The sequence below is a fragment of the Marinobacter lipolyticus SM19 genome (assembly GCF_000397065.2).
In the GTDB taxonomy this organism is placed as follows: Bacteria; Pseudomonadota; Gammaproteobacteria; order Pseudomonadales; family Oleiphilaceae; genus Marinobacter; species Marinobacter lipolyticus.
In genome coordinates this window covers 379,721-394,319 of sequence record NZ_KE007317.1, presented here as the reverse complement: position 1 = coordinate 394,319, position 14,599 = coordinate 379,721, and the positions used below count along the sequence as shown (strand labels likewise).

At 56.3% G+C, this 14,599-nt stretch carries 12 protein-coding genes; 11 read left to right on the top strand and 1 reads right to left on the bottom strand.

Translation table 11 applies throughout. The annotated features are described in order from the left end of the window. The first annotated feature begins 42 nt into the window (after positions 1 to 42). The 11 genes from accD to cobA all read left to right on the top strand — a co-directional run bounded on the left by accD (position 43) and on the right by cobA (position 13,335). On the top strand, positions 43 to 969 hold the full coding sequence (gene accD, locus MARLIPOL_RS08205; RefSeq protein WP_012137589.1) for an acetyl-CoA carboxylase, carboxyltransferase subunit beta: 927 nt from the start codon (positions 43 to 45) through the stop codon (positions 967 to 969). Next, positions 953 to 2,254: a bifunctional tetrahydrofolate synthase/dihydrofolate synthase gene (gene folC, locus MARLIPOL_RS08200; protein ID WP_012137588.1), complete on the top strand. Its 1,302-nt coding sequence runs from the start codon at positions 953 to 955 to the stop codon at positions 2,252 to 2,254. Before accD ends, folC begins: the two co-directional genes overlap by 17 nt. Positions 2,255 to 2,393: 139 nt before the next feature. Continuing rightward, complete coding sequence (locus tag MARLIPOL_RS08195) at positions 2,394 to 3,044, top strand: SPOR domain-containing protein (protein ID WP_036190973.1); 651 nt, start codon at positions 2,394 to 2,396, stop codon at positions 3,042 to 3,044. A gap of 93 nt (positions 3,045 to 3,137) precedes the next feature. After that, positions 3,138 to 3,707, top strand: coding sequence for a CvpA family protein (locus tag MARLIPOL_RS08190; protein ID WP_012137586.1), 570 nt, complete (start codon positions 3,138 to 3,140; stop codon positions 3,705 to 3,707). A gap of 35 nt (positions 3,708 to 3,742) precedes the next feature. Continuing rightward, positions 3,743 to 5,266: an amidophosphoribosyltransferase gene (purF, locus tag MARLIPOL_RS08185; RefSeq protein WP_012137585.1), complete on the top strand. Its 1,524-nt coding sequence runs from the start codon at positions 3,743 to 3,745 to the stop codon at positions 5,264 to 5,266. A gap of 30 nt (positions 5,267 to 5,296) precedes the next feature. Further along, entirely contained in the window at positions 5,297 to 6,520 is a 1,224-nt protein-coding gene (locus MARLIPOL_RS08180) for an O-succinylhomoserine sulfhydrylase (protein WP_012137584.1), read from the top strand. 25 nt (positions 6,521 to 6,545) lie between these two features. Beyond that, positions 6,546 to 9,131: a DNA translocase FtsK gene (locus tag MARLIPOL_RS08175; protein WP_012137583.1), complete on the top strand. Its 2,586-nt coding sequence runs from the start codon at positions 6,546 to 6,548 to the stop codon at positions 9,129 to 9,131. 61 nt (positions 9,132 to 9,192) lie between these two features. Beyond that, complete coding sequence (gene lolA, locus MARLIPOL_RS08170; protein ID WP_228677603.1) at positions 9,193 to 9,798, top strand: outer membrane lipoprotein chaperone LolA; 606 nt, start codon at positions 9,193 to 9,195, stop codon at positions 9,796 to 9,798. Next, complete coding sequence (locus MARLIPOL_RS08165; protein ID WP_012137581.1) at positions 9,798 to 11,135, top strand: replication-associated recombination protein A; 1,338 nt, start codon at positions 9,798 to 9,800, stop codon at positions 11,133 to 11,135. Before lolA ends, MARLIPOL_RS08165 begins: the two co-directional genes overlap by 1 nt. 89 nt (positions 11,136 to 11,224) lie before the next feature. Beyond that, complete coding sequence (gene serS / locus MARLIPOL_RS08160; protein WP_012137580.1) at positions 11,225 to 12,499, top strand: serine--tRNA ligase; 1,275 nt, start codon at positions 11,225 to 11,227, stop codon at positions 12,497 to 12,499. Continuing rightward, positions 12,496 to 13,335, top strand: a complete 840-nt coding sequence (gene cobA / locus MARLIPOL_RS08155) for a uroporphyrinogen-III C-methyltransferase (RefSeq protein ID WP_012137579.1) — start codon at positions 12,496 to 12,498, stop codon at positions 13,333 to 13,335. Before serS ends, cobA begins: the two co-directional genes overlap by 4 nt. 64 nt (positions 13,336 to 13,399) lie before the next feature. Here cobA and MARLIPOL_RS08150 read toward each other — a convergent pair whose 3' ends face one another. Next, positions 13,400 to 14,473, bottom strand: a complete 1,074-nt coding sequence (locus MARLIPOL_RS08150) for a 3-deoxy-7-phosphoheptulonate synthase (RefSeq protein WP_012137578.1) — start codon at positions 14,471 to 14,473, stop codon at positions 13,400 to 13,402. Between the last annotated feature and the right edge of the window lie 126 nt (positions 14,474 to 14,599).

Sequence of the window (14,599 nt, the reverse complement as noted above, 5' to 3'; positions counted from 1 at the left end):
TTGGAAACCAGGCGGGCAGGCATCAAAGGATAGGATGAAAACATGAGTAACTGGCTGGACAAAATCATGCCGAGCAAAATTCGCTCGGAATCCAAGCAGCGCACTGGCGTACCTGAAGGATTGTGGAAGAAGTGCCCCAAATGCGGTGCTTTCCTCTACAAGCCTGAGCTTGAGAAGAATCTGGATGTCTGCCCCAAGTGTAATCATCACCTGAGGGTGAGTGCTCGTCGCAGACTGGATGTGTTCCTTGATGTCGATGGTCGCGAGGAAATTGCAGCCGATCTGGAACCCTGGGACCGCCTCAAGTTCAAGGACAGCAAGCGCTACAAGGACCGTCTTGCCCAGGCTCAGAAGTCCACGGGTGAGAAAGATGCCCTGGTTGTCATGAAAGGGACGACCCTTGGGCTGCCTTTGGTGGCCTGTGCCTTTGAGTTCAACTTCCTTGGTGGTTCCATGGGGCAGGTTGTGGGCGAGAAGTTTGTGCAGGCGGCGAATGTCTGTCTCGAGGAACGTATTCCCCTGGTGTGTTTTTCAGCCAGTGGTGGTGCCCGTATGCAGGAGGCAATCCTTTCCCTGATGCAGATGTCGAAAACGGCCGCTGTACTTGAGCGCATGAAACTGGAAGGTATCCCCTATATCTCTGTAATGACCGATCCCGTGTTCGGTGGGGTATCCGCGAGCCTGGCCATGCTGGGTGACCTGAACATTGCAGAGCCGAATGCCCTGATCGGGTTTGCCGGTCCCCGGGTCATTGAGCAAACCGTTCGTGAGAAGCTGCCAGAGGGCTTCCAGCGCAGTGAGTTCCTGCTGGAGCACGGTGCCATCGACATGATTCTCCATCGCCACCAGATGCGTGAGCGTATCACCCATGTACTGGCGAAGTTTACCGGTCAGGAAAAGCCTGCAACAGAAGCACCGATTGAGTTTGAAGTCACTGAAAGACCGGAAACCAATGCCCCCGAAAGCTGATCATCTATCCCGGCACCCGGAAGCTCCGGGTGCCGGAGCCACACTGGATCAGTGGCTTTCCTATCTCGAATCGATTCATCCCGCAGAAATTGAGCTCGGCCTTGACCGCGTGTTGATGGTGCTGCGTCGGCTTTTTCCGCGCAAACCGAAGGCACGGATTATCACCATTGCCGGCACCAATGGAAAAGGCAGCACGGTCTCTTGCCTGGAAGCTTTGTTGATGGCTGCGGGCCGGACCACTGGTGCTTACACCTCACCACATCTTCAGCGGTACAACGAGCGTGTACGGTTGAATGGCGAAGACGTTGGCGATGAAGAATTGATGGCTGCCTTCAGTAAAGTGGAGGCAGCCCGTAAGAATATAACGCTGACGTATTTCGAATTCGGCACTCTCGCGGCTTTCGTGCTGTTGGCTGATGCTGGGGTTGAGGACTGGATTCTGGAGGTCGGACTCGGTGGGCGGTTGGATGCGGTTAACGTACTCGATCCTGATCTGGCAATCATAACGTCAGTGGATATCGATCATGTCGCCTTCCTGGGTAATGATCGGGAGATCATCGGCTTCGAAAAAGCAGGGATACTCAGGCCCGGGATACCGGCCATCTATGCGGATATAGACCCACCCCGGTCTGTTCTGCAACAGGTCGCAGCACAGCGTGTCAAGCTACAGCGCCTGGGTCACAGCTATCACATTGACGCCTCGGGCAGGGAAGTCGTTGTTCGTTTTCGGGACGAGAGCCTCGCAATATCCCTTCCAGCGGTGTCGTTGCCGTTAAACAGTGTTGCTGCGGCCGTGGCCGCCTTTCGGGAGCTCGAACCACAACAGTTGCCTGAGTCCGTTGCCGAAGTGATTGCCCGGGTACGGGTCCCGGGGCGGTTCGAGAAGTTGGCCAGTCACCCCGACGTTTACGCGGATGTTGGCCATAATCCCCACGCTGCCCGATGGCTTGCAGCCCGCCTTGAGTCTATGAAGTCTTCGGTCGGGCGTTTGATTGCGGTCTATGGCGCGCTTTCCGACAAAGACGTTGAGGGGGTTGTTCTGGCCATGTCGCCGGTCGTTGATCAATGGTACCGGGGGGGGCTGGACTGCCCCCGGGGCCTGGCCATCGGAGAGCTGGCGGAGCGGGTCAGGTCAGCCGACTCCGGACTGAATGTCATTGAGAGCACTACGGTATCCGGTGCGCTCAAGACAGCACTGGAGAACGCAAACCCGGATGACCTGATAATCGCTTTTGGCTCGTTCTTTACCGTAGCGGAGATCCGTCGAGATCACGATCCCCGGTGACAGGATGGGCAGGAAACAGTCTTAAAGTTTGGTCATACCTGGGAGTGAGGCTTTGAGTTCTCCGTAACAGGCGGTTAGTATCGGGCCTGAATGCCAACTTCCATTGCCGCCAGTGAGACAGAACAGGGGACATAAAAACGTGGACGGACTGAAGCAAAGAATAATCGGAGCATTAGTGCTGGTTTCTCTCGCGGTTATTTTTGTGCCGATGCTCTTTGATGAGCCCCATTCCGAGCGCACCTCCAGTTCTATCAACATCCCGGAAGAGCCACCGTTCCCGGAAGTCGATGCTCCCGAGCCCCCTGCGGCGGACGCTCCGGCCTACCGCCTGGAAGAATCGAACGAACCTGAACCCGTTCGGGATTCAAGCATGCAGCAGCAGGTACAACGCGCCGATGAAGTTGAAGAGCCGGTATCAGAAACACAACCAGATCCGGCCCCCGAAGCTCAGCCGGCTGAACCTGTAGCGCAGGAACCTGCGCCCACGCCTGAGCCGGAAAGTCAGGAAAGCGATCAACAGGCAGATTCCGCCGAATACGCAGGTTCCCTTGATGGCGCCTGGGTTGTTCAGCTTGGCAGCTTTGGCAGTGCTGATAATGCCCGTAACCTTCGTAACAAGATCCGTGAGCAGGGCTACAACTCCCACCTCCAGAAGATCCAGCGCGGTGATACGACTCTGACCCGGGTTTTCAGTGGACCGTTTGCCGAGAAGGCAGAGGCAGAGCGCGCCAAGCGGGCGCTGGATCGTGAATTTGGTCTGAACAGTCTGGTCACCAGCGGAGGCAAGTAAGTCGCTTGCCAACTGTATAATGGAAAACCGGCAGTTTGGTGCGGAGGCGTTTCCTGTTAGAATTCGCGCTTCAATATCACCACCGGGTTTTCCATGGAAGCGCTGATCTGGATTGACTGGGTCATCATTGCCCTAATTTCCGTATCCACTCTTATCAGCCTCAAGCGGGGCTTTGTTAAAGAAGCCCTCTCGCTTGTCACCTGGGTCGGCGCGTTCATTATCGCGCGGACGTTTCACCCCCAGATGCAATCTTTACTGGAAAGTACTGTCGAAACCCCACTGGTTCGGCTGGTAGCGGCGTTTGCCATACTGTTTTTTGGCACCCTGATCATCGGTGCCATTATTAATAACATGATCGGCCATCTTGTACGTGCCACCGGGCTGTCCGCCACTGACCGTGTGCTGGGCATGGGTTTTGGTCTGCTTCGCGGCTTGGTGGTGGTGATTGTGGGGATAGCGTTCACCCGTTATACCCCACTGGCTCAGGACACCTGGTGGAGAACATCCATCATGATCGACCGGCTGGCGGTCGTGGAAGACTGGTCCAGACGTACTCTCGGGGATGAATTTGCCCGATTCCTGGGACCGGCGGATGAGGGCGCCGCCAGTCCTGATAAACCTCAGCAGAAAGAAGGCGTGGAACCTGTTTCCGCGTCCCGCTAACATTCAGTTATAACGCTTCGGAGATTACCGTATCCATGTGTGGCATTGTCGGCATAGTCAGTACTTCCAACGTGAATCAGTCGCTTTACGATGCGCTGACCGTTTTACAGCACCGGGGCCAGGATGCGGCGGGCATTGTTACGTTTCAGGATGATCGGTTTTATCTTCGCAAGGACAACGGGTTGGTTCGGGATGTGTTCCATACTCGACATATGCGCCGTTTGGTCGGCAATGTCGGGATAGGGCATGTACGCTACCCGACTGCTGGCAGCTCGAGTTCCGCCGAAGCACAGCCCTTCTATGTGAACAGCCCTTACGGTATCACCCTGGCTCACAACGGTAACCTTACCAACGCCGATGATCTCAGCAGGGATCTGTTCCGTACTGATCTTCGCCACATCAACACCAACTCCGATTCCGAGGTCCTGCTGAACGTATTTGCCCACGAACTCCAAAAGCTGGGCAAGCTGGACCCCACCAAGGATGAAATCTTTTCTGCGGTCCGTGCGGTTCACAAGCGCTGTCGTGGTGCTTATGCAGTGATAGCGATGATAACCGGGTACGGTATCGTGGGTTTCCGTGATCCCAACGGCATCCGCCCGGCCTGTTACGGTGTGCGTGAAACCGACGAAGGCAAGGAATACATGATTGCCTCCGAGAGTGTGGCGTTGAGTGCCGCCGGCTTCACCCTGGTCCGGGACATCGCGCCAGGCGAAGCAGTTTATATTGAAACCGACGGTAGCTTGTACACTGAGCAGTGTTCAGAGAAGCCGCACCTGTACCCGTGTATTTTCGAGCACGTCTACTTTGCCCGTCCGGACTCGATCATCGACAAGGTGTCGGTCTACAAGGCGCGGCTCCGGATGGGGGAGACCCTGGCGGATAAAGTGTTGAGGGAGCGTCCGGATCACGATATTGATGTTGTAATGCCAATACCTGACACCAGCCGGACGTCTGCCATGCAGATGGCGCACCTGCTTGGCGTCAAGTTCCGTGAGGGTTTCATCAAGAACCGTTATATCGGCAGGACGTTTATCATGCCTGGCCAGAAAATGCGGAAGAAGTCGGTTCGTCAGAAGCTTAACCCCATTGATCTGGAGTTCCGGGGCAAGAATGTCATGCTGGTGGACGATTCCATTGTTCGTGGCACCACCTGTAAGGAAATCGTGCAGATGGCCAGGGATGCCGGTGCCCGCAACGTGTATTTTGCTTCCGCTGCGCCTCCCGTAAGGTATCCGAACGTGTACGGTATCGACATGCCGTCGGCCAGCGAACTCATTGCTCACGATCGCACGGAAGATGAGATCCGCGATCTCATAGGTGCTGACTGGCTTCTGTATCAGGACCTCGAAGACCTGATCACCTGTGTCAGTGACGTGAACCCGGACATTGAGGACTGGGAATGTTCCGTGTTTACCGGCAAGTATGTCACGGGGGATATTGACGAAGCCTACCTCAATAAGCTGGAAGCCATGCGTAACGATGAGAATCGGTTTGAGGCAGCGGGAGGGGACTCCGCCGATAATGGCATCATTGATCTGTATAACGATGAAGATTAATCGCCACACCGCCAACATCAGGAGCGTACCATGACATTTTGCCGCGACGAACAGGTCTGGATTCCCGAGTCGGATCTCGAAGGCATGTCAGTTGACACGCTGGCGGTGCGTGCCGGGCAGATCCGCACCGGTCAGCTGGAACACAGCGACCCGATCTTTCCGACATCGAGCTTTGTCTATGGCAGTGCGGCCCAGGCCGCTGCCCGCTTTGGTGGGGAAGAACCGGGGAACATCTATTCCCGATTCACCAATCCGACAGTGCAAGCCTTCGAGGGCCGGATTGCGGCTATGGAAGGTGGTGAGCGGGCTGTCGCCACGGCTTCCGGCATGGCCGCCATCCTCAGCACGTGCATGGCACTGCTGCAGTCCGGAGATCATGTCATTTGTTCCCGTGGTGTCTTCGGTACCACCAACGTGTTGCTTCAGAAATACATGGCCAGGTTCGGTGTCGAGACAACATTCGTCAATCTGACCGATATGGCGCAATGGAGGGCCGCGATCCGGCCGGAAACCCGGATGATGTTCATTGAAACGCCATCCAATCCGCTGTGCGAAATTGCCGATATGAGGGCGCTGGCTGATCTTGCCCATGACAATGACGCCCTGTTTGTAGTGGATAACTGTTTCTGCACCCCGGTATTGCAGCGTCCTTTTGAGCATGGTGCTGATGTCGTCATCCACTCGGCCACCAAATATCTGGATGGTCAGGGTCGCTGTATTGGCGGTGTTGTAGTTGGGTCAGACAAACTGATGGAAGAAGTGTACGGCTTCCTGCGTTCTGCCGGACCCACCATGAGCCCGTTTAATGCCTGGGTGTTTCTTAAGGGATTGGAAACCTTACCAATCCGTATGCGAGCCCATTGTGACAATGCGTTAGAGTTGGCGCTGTGGTTGGAACAGCAACCGGCGGTTGCCGAGGTATTTTATGCAGGGCTGAGCAGCCATCCGCAACATGAGTTGGCAAAGCAGCAACAGAAAGGCTTCGGTGGCGTTTTATCGTTCCGACTGAAAGGGGGCAGGGAAGAGGCCTGGGCCTTTATCGACGGTACACGGATGATTTCCATTACGGCTAATCTGGGGGATGTCAAAACAACCATCACCCATCCGGCCACCACCACTCATGGGCGGTTATCCCCGGAGGACAAGGCTCAGGCTGGCATTACGGAGAATCTGGTCCGGTTGTCGGTGGGCATCGAAGCGGTCGAGGACCTGAAGAGCGATCTTGAACGTGGTTTCAGGGCCCTTGAAAAATAACAGCAACGGAAACGTCTGAGTATTCATGGCAGAGTCTGCAAAAGCGCAAAAATCAGGGGAACTGACCGATAAACAGCAGCGATTTCGTCGCCTGGCTGCCCAGGGCACCCGCGAGGGCGCCGTTATTGCCCTGATTGCCCTGTGTATATACATGGCGATGGCGTTGGTCACGTTTAATCCGATGGATCCTGGCTGGGCAAGCATTGGGCATGAGACCAGTGTTGAGAACTATGCCGGTCGCACGGGCGCCTGGATCGCCAGTCTGCTGATGGACTTCTTTGGCCATGTGGCCTTTCTGTTTCCGCTGATGATTGCTGGTTATGCGGTGATGCTGATTCGCCGTCGTAATGATCCCCTGGATTTGCATTGGCCGCTACTGATGATGCGTTTTGGTGGCTTCCTGCTGATTCTGCTGTCGTCGACCAGCCTGCTGTCCCTGTATTCAGTGTTCGGGCTGGGGGTGTCCTCAGGCGGGGTGCTGGGAACGTCCGTATCCGAGGCCATGGTGCGGTTCTTCAATTTGCCGGCGACAACTCTTCTGCTTATTGCGATATTCCTGTTTGCACTCACCGTGACTACGGGCCTGTCGTGGTTCTGGTTGATGGATCAGGTGGGCCTGGCGACCATTCGTTTTGGTACCTGGCTTAAGCATATGTTCAGCGCTGATGGTAAATTCGAAAAGGCGCGCAAGCCTGAATCAGAAGCAAAGAAGCCACCGGAACCACCGGTGGTGAAAGACCGGGTTGGCGGAGCCAGTGGGGCGGGAGCCGCAGTGCGTTGGTGGCACAGAATTCCAGGGTTTGCGCCCAAAAAGGCCAAACCTGTCGTTGAAAAGGAAAGGCCGGATCGTCGTGAACCGGCGATCGATGGTGTTGAGTCACCACTGGACCCGGAACCTGCCCGATTGGAGAGTTTCAGTTCACGGGACGATATAGCTGAGCCGATGGAGGCGCCTTCCGTTAACGGTGCCCGTAGAAAAGAAAAGCCGGAGCCCAAGGGGGCGATGTCCCGGGCGCTGAAAATCTCGCCATTCAAGCGCGACGAACCCGCCAGGAACGATAAGAACAGTAAGGGAAGTCAGCCATCCTTGCTTGAGGACGTGGAGAGCCCGATTCCGCCGATCTCTTTGCTGGACCCACCTGAGGAGCATAAGGAAAAGGGCTATTCAGAAGAATCCCTTGAGCACATGTCCCGGTTGCTGGAAGAAAAACTGGCGGACTTTGGCGTTTCCGTTGAGGTCGTTGAAGTGAATCCGGGGCCGGTAATCACCCGCTTTGAAATCAAGCCAGCACCCGGCGTCAAGGTCAGCAAGATTTCCAACCTCGCCAAGGACCTTGCACGCTCCCTTGCGGTACTCAGCGTTCGGGTTGTGGAAGTTATTCCGGGAAAATCCGTTGTCGGGATCGAGATTCCCAACGAAGAGCGTGAAATGGTTCGCCTGAGTGAGGTGCTCAGTGCAAAGGTATTTACAGACTCCTCCTCCGCCCTGACTCTGGCTTTGGGCAATGATATTGGCGGCAACCCGATGGTCGCCAATCTCGCCAAGATGCCTCACCTGCTTGTGGCAGGTACAACCGGGTCCGGTAAATCCGTCGGTGTGAACGCCATGTTGTTGAGCATGCTGTTGAAGGCCACACCGGAAGAGGTCCGCTTTATCATGGTGGACCCGAAAATGCTGGAATTGAGCATTTACGATGGTATTCCGCACCTGTTGGCTCCTGTGGTCACAGATATGAAAGAAGCCGCCAACGCACTGCGCTGGTGTGTAGCTGAAATGGAACGCCGTTATCGGCTGATGGCCAGTCTCGGGGTCCGCAACCTGGCTGGTTACAACCGCAAGATCCGTGACGCTGCGGCGGCCGGCGAGCCGATTCTGGACCCGATCTGGAAGCCGGATGAATACCTCGCCAACGAAGAGCAGGACCGGCCTGAGCTGGAAACCCTACCGTTTATTGTGGTGGTGATCGACGAATTTGCCGACATGATGATGATTGTCGGCAAGAAGGTTGAAGAATTGATTGCCCGGATCGCCCAGAAGGCGAGGGCGGCGGGGATTCACCTGATACTGGCAACCCAGCGCCCGTCGGTGGATGTCATTACCGGCCTGATCAAGGCCAACATCCCGACCCGTATGTCGTTCCAGGTGTCCTCCAAGATTGATTCAAGGACGGTACTGGACCAGGGTGGCGCAGAGCAGCTGCTGGGCCACGGTGACATGCTATACCTGCCCCCCGGTTCCGGTCTTCCGGTTCGGGTTCACGGCGCCTTCGTGGACGACGATGAGGTGCACCGCGTGGTCAGTGCCTGGAAGGCACGGGGCGAGCCGGTGTATGTGGATGACGTATTGAACGGTGCCGAGGGGGAGAATCTACCCGGGGTGCCGACGCTCACTGAAGGTGGCGGCGAGGAGGGCGATGCCCTGTACGATGAGGCCGTCGCGTTTGTGACCGAAGGGCGGAGGGTGTCGATCTCTTCCGTTCAGCGTAAATTCAAGATCGGGTACAACCGGGCGGCGAACCTGGTTGATGCCATGGAAGCATCGGGTGTGGTCAGTGCCGCCGGCCATAATGGCGCGCGGGAAGTGCTGGCACCGCCACCACCAAGAGACTAGGAGTTAGCTGACGATGAAACAACTTGCCCGACTGTTCTGGGTATCGATTGCGGTGGCTGTAATGATGCCGTCATTTGCGGTACAGGCTGAAGACGGAAGCAAGCAGGATGCCTCTGAGCTGGCGCAAATGCTGGAAAGCTACGAATCCTACCAGGCCCGCTTTATCCAGATTGTAGTCAATGAAGGCGGAAACCGGGTCCAGGAATCCCGTGGCTTCCTGAAAGCCAAACGTCCGGGCCTGTTCTACTGGGAAACCCGTGAGCCATATCCCCAGTTTATTGTCAGCAATGGTTCGACCGTTGAAGTTTATGACCCGGACCTGGAGCAGGTGACCGTTCACAATCTCGATGAGCGGGTCCAGACCACGCCAGCGTTACTGCTCAGCGGGGAAGTGGGTAACCTGGACGAAACCTACAAGGTATCCGGTCGCAGCAAGGGTGAGCATACCCACGAATTCACTCTGGAGCCAAGAAGCGCAGACTCTTTGTTTGTGTCATTGCGTCTGACCTTTTTCAAGGGCGAACTCCAGGAAATGCGAATGGAGGACTCCCTGTCGCAGATCAGCGTGCTCAGCTTCGACGATATCGAACTGAATCAGGCCATTGAAGACACCGCCTTCACCCTCGATTACCCTGATGAGGTGGACGTTATCCGGGACGGGGCCTGATGCAGGACAGCCTGTTTGCCGGACAGCAGGGGTTTCGCCCACTGGCAGCCCGCATGCGGCCCGGAAACCTGGATGAGTATGTGGGCCAGGCCCACCTGGTAGGGCCCGGCAAACCCCTGAGGCGCGCTGTCGAGCAGGGGCAGCTCCATTCGATGATCCTGTGGGGGCCGCCGGGTGTCGGTAAGACCACCTTCGCCCAGTTACTGGCCAACCTCGGCGACCTCAGCTTTGAGACGGTTTCTGCGGTCTTAAGCGGTGTGAAGGACATTCGAGCCATCGTCGAGCGGGCGAAACACCGAAAGCATAGCGAGGGCAGGGACACCCTGCTGTTCGTGGACGAAGTCCATCGCTTTAACAAAAGTCAGCAGGACGCTTTCTTACCCCATATTGAAGACGGGACGTTCATTTTCGTGGGCGCCACCACGGAAAACCCCTCCTTTGAACTGAATAGCGCCCTGCTGTCGCGAACCCGGGTCTACGTCCTCAAGAACCTTGAAGAGAGCGATGTGTTGGTTCTGCTTCAGCGCGCACTTGCATCGGACGAGGGCCTTGATGGCCAGGTCGCGGTGGATGAATCCGTGCTGGCTACGATGGCCGCCGCATCAGGTGGTGACGGCCGCAAAGCGCTCAATGTATTGGAAGTAGCAGCTGACCTGGCGGAAGAGGATGCCCAGGGGGTCATGCGGATTACCAGCGAGCATCTGGAGCAGGTGCTCCAGACCAGCCTGCGCCGATTCGACAAGGGCGGTGATGTGTTCTATGACCAGATCTCCGCATTGCACAAGTCCGTGCGGGGATCGGATCCCGATGGCTCCCTGTACTGGCTGTGTCGCATGCTGGATGGTGGATGCGATCCGCTGTACGTTGCCCGTCGACTGGTCCGTATTGCCAGCGAGGACATTGGCAACGCCGATCCCCGGGCGCTGCAACTGGCCATGGACGCCTGGGAAGCGCAGGAGCGCCTGGGCAGTCCGGAAGGGGAGCTGGCTCTGGCACAGGCGGTGACCTATCTGGCGCTGTCGCCCAAAAGCAATGCGGTGTACAAGGCGTTTAACCAATGCATGGCGGATATTCGTAATGATCCGGACTACGAGGTGCCGGTGCATCTTCGTAACGCTCCCACTAAACTGCTTAAAAGTCTCGGTCATGGGGACGAGTACCGCTATGCCCACGACGAACCCGAAGCGTTTGCAGCGGGCGAATCCTACCTCCCGAAAACTATCCATCAACGTCGCTACTATGAGCCCGTTAACCGGGGCCTTGAAATCAAGCTTGCCGAAAAGCGCCAACGACTGGATACCCGCAACACCGAAAGCCCCCGAAAACGCTATCCCTGAGCGGGTGACCACGGTAGCCAGCAGCGCTTGTGCAGGTATAATGGCCTGTCATTCAACACACATCGCTAATCGGAAAAGTCAGGATAACCATGCTCGATCCCAAACGCGTCCGTACTCAGACTGAAGAGATCGCCCGTCGGCTGACCATCAAGAACGTCGAATTTGATACCGCCACCTTCGAGCAGCTTGAAGAGCGCCGTCGTGCCATTCAGGTACGGACGGAAACGTTGCAGAGCGAGCAGAACAAGCGTTCCAAGTCGATTGGCAAGGCCAAGGCTGCTGGCGAGGATATCAAGCCACTGTTGGACGAGGTCGAGAATCTCAAAAAACAGAAATCTGAAGCGGAGGATGAGCTTCGTAAGCTGCAGGAAGAGCTGAATAGCTTTCTTGCTGGTATCCCCAATCTTCCGGACGAGGACGTACCTGAGGGCGACAGCGAAGACGATAACGTTGAGGTGCGAACCTGGGGCACCCCCAGGTCCTTTGATTTTGAACCGAAGGACCATGTAGCGCTGGGAGAACAACTCAAGGGGTTGGACTTCGAAACGGCATCGCGGTTGGCACATTCCCGCTTTGCGGTTATGCGTGGACCGGTAGCACGCCTGCACCGGGCGCTGACCCAGTTCATGCTCGATCTTCACACTGGTGAGCATGGCTACACCGAAACTTATGTACCCTATCTGGTCAATGCCGAGACGTTGTATGGAACCGGACAGCTTCCGAAGTTTGAGGAGGATCTGTTCAAGACCGAGGGAGAGAATCCGCTTTACCTGATTCCCACGGCCGAAGTTCCAGCAACCAACCTGGTATCCAATTCAATTCTTGATGCCGGGGAGCTGCCGCTGCAAATGGTCTGTCATACCCCCTGCTTCCGCAGTGAGGCAGGATCCTACGGTCGGGATACCCGGGGTATGATTCGCCAGCACCAGTTCGACAAGGTGGAACTGGTCCAGATTGTCCGTCCGGCTGACTCGGAAGCGGCTCTGGAGGCCCTCACTGGCCATGCGGAAAAGGTCCTGCAGCTGCTTGAGTTGCCCTATCGTGTGGTTGCGCTGTGTGGCGGTGACATGGGCTTCTCTGCAGCGAAGACTTACGATTTGGAAGTATGGCTGCCGGGCCAGGATAAATACCGTGAAATTTCCTCCTGTTCCAATACCCGTGATTTTCAGGCACGGCGCATGCATGCTCGTTGGCGTAATCCGGAAACCGGGAAGCCCGAGCCCGTCCATACTCTGAATGGTTCAGGCCTTGCTGTTGGCCGTGCACTGATAGCGGTCATGGAGAACTACCAGCAAGCGGATGGCAGCATCGTGGTTCCGGACGTATTGAAGCCGTACATGGGAGGTTTAGACAAGATTCAATGAACGATCGGGACAATGCACCAGGAAAGGGCGTAAGTGCGGGGCGTGCACCAGTTCGGTACCGGGCCAACCCGGTTACCGATAACCCCAACACCTCCAGCGGGGAGGTCGCACTGGTGGGGGCGGGGCCGGGTGATCCGGAACTTCTGACCCTGAAGGCCTGGCGGCTGATGAACTCGGCGGAAGTGGTGTTGTATGATCGCCTGGTGTCACCAGAAATCCTGGAGCTTATTCCCGAGTCCGCCGAGCGGATTCATGTAGGAAAACAACGCGCCAACCATACTTTGCCTCAGGACCAGATCAATAACCGACTGGTAGAGCTGGCGCGAAGCGGTCGCCGGGTGGTGCGTCTGAAGGGTGGTGATCCGTTTATTTTCGGGCGTGGGGGCGAGGAAATCGAAACACTGGCTGAGGCGGGAATTCGCTTCCAGGTCGTTCCCGGTATTACCGCTGCCTCTGGTTGTGCTGCCTATGCCGGTATCCCCCTGACGCATCGGAATTATGCCCAGTCGGTACGTTTCGTTACGGGCCACCTGAAAAATGACACCTGTGATCTGCCCTGGAAGGACTTTGTCCAGAACAACCAGACCCTGGTTTTTTACATGGGTTTGGTGGGACTGCCTATTATCTGTCGGGAGTTGATTGCCCATGGTATGGCCAGCGATATGCCTGTTGCCCTGGTGTCCAAGGGCACTACGCCGGATCAGGAAGTGATCACCGGAGATCTGTCCACCATCGTGGCTCGGGTGAATGAACGTGAGGTTCAACCACCGACGCTCGTCATTATCGGACAGGTGGTCGGGTTGCGGGATCGCCTGGACTGGATCGGCGCGGTTTAATCACACGCCATAGCTACAAAAAAAGGGAGCCTATAGAGGCTCCCTTTTTTGTAGCTTTCAGTTTTCAGTCTTTTCGCTTTGGCAGGACGTCTTTCAGTTTATCCCGCATGTCACGAATAGCTTTCTCTGTGGTCGGCCAGTCAATACAGGCATCCGTGATGGATACACCGTACTCCAGGTCCGCAAGGTTGTCAGGGATGGACTGGTTGCCCCAGTTGATGTTGCTTTCTACCATCAGACCCTGGATAGACCGATTGCCTTCCAGAATCTGATGGGAAATATCCTGCATGACCAGCGGCTGAATGGCCGGATCTTTGCTTGAGTTGGCGTGGCTGCAGTCCACCATGATGGATTTACGCAGGCCGGCCTTGTCCAGGGCCTGTTCGCACAGCGCGACACTGACGGAATCGTAGTTGGGTTTGCCGCCACCGCCACGGAGAACAACGTGACCGTAGTTGTTACCCTTGGTACGAATAATGGCTACCTGACCTTTCTGGTTGATACCCAGGAAACTGTGGGGATGGGAAACCGACTTCATGGCGTTTACCGCGACGTCGAGGCTGCCATCCGTGCCGTTCTTGAAACCGATCGCCATAGAAAGTCCGCTACTCATCTCGCGGTGAGTCTGGGACTCTGTGGTCCGGGCGCCGATGGCCGACCAGGAAATGCTGTCCTGAAGGTACTGGGGGGAAATAGGGTCAAGAGCTTCCGTGGCCGTTGGCAGGCCAATCTCGGCAATGTCCAGAAGCAATCGGCGGCCAATGTGGAGACCCTGCTCAATGTCGAACGTATCGTTCAGGTGGGGGTCGTTGATCAGACCTTTCCAGCCCACGGTCGTACGTGGCTTCTCAAAATAGACGCGCATGACAATCAGCAGGGTGTCGCTGACTTCGTCGGCAAGTTTCTTGAGCCTGGTGGCGTAATCGCGAGCGGCTTCAACGTCATGGATGGAGCAGGGGCCAACGACCACAAATAGCCGGTGGTCCTTGCCATCCATAATGTCATAGATGGCCTGGCGACCCTTTTCAACGGTTTCGGCCGCGGCGCTGGATAAAGGCATTTCCTGCTTCAGCGCTTCAGGGGTAATCAGTTGTTCCTGATTCGCCACGTTAATGTTCTCAAGTTTATTGCCCGACATTCTGTTGTTTTCCCCGGTTCTTAACATTGCAGCGACCCTTTTGAGGGTATCTGATACCCTGCAGGCCGTGCAAATATGAGCTTAACAAGCCGGTATTCATTGCGGTAAACCCCGGCGAGTTGGTTA

Bases quoted from the DNA above. Each gene is read 5' to 3' on its own strand.
- MARLIPOL_RS08165 (WP_012137581.1), top strand. From the start codon at position 9,798: ATGCAGGACAGCCTGTTTGCCGGACAGCAGGGGTTTCGCCCACTGGCA.
- purF (WP_012137585.1), top strand. From the start codon at position 3,743: ATGTGTGGCATTGTCGGCATAGTCAGTACTTCCAACGTGAATCAGTCG.
- cobA (WP_012137579.1), top strand. From the start codon at position 12,496: ATGAACGATCGGGACAATGCACCAGGAAAGGGCGTAAGTGCGGGGCGT.
- MARLIPOL_RS08175 (WP_012137583.1), top strand. From the start codon at position 6,546: ATGGCAGAGTCTGCAAAAGCGCAAAAATCAGGGGAACTGACCGATAAA.
- MARLIPOL_RS08180 (WP_012137584.1), top strand. From the start codon at position 5,297: ATGACATTTTGCCGCGACGAACAGGTCTGGATTCCCGAGTCGGATCTC.
- lolA (WP_228677603.1), top strand. From the start codon at position 9,193: ATGATGCCGTCATTTGCGGTACAGGCTGAAGACGGAAGCAAGCAGGAT.
- folC (WP_012137588.1), top strand. From the start codon at position 953: ATGCCCCCGAAAGCTGATCATCTATCCCGGCACCCGGAAGCTCCGGGT.
- MARLIPOL_RS08150 (WP_012137578.1), bottom strand. From the start codon at position 14,473: ATGTCGGGCAATAAACTTGAGAACATTAACGTGGCGAATCAGGAACAA.
- serS (WP_012137580.1), top strand. From the start codon at position 11,225: ATGCTCGATCCCAAACGCGTCCGTACTCAGACTGAAGAGATCGCCCGT.
- accD (WP_012137589.1), top strand. From the start codon at position 43: ATGAGTAACTGGCTGGACAAAATCATGCCGAGCAAAATTCGCTCGGAA.
- MARLIPOL_RS08190 (WP_012137586.1), top strand. From the start codon at position 3,138: ATGGAAGCGCTGATCTGGATTGACTGGGTCATCATTGCCCTAATTTCC.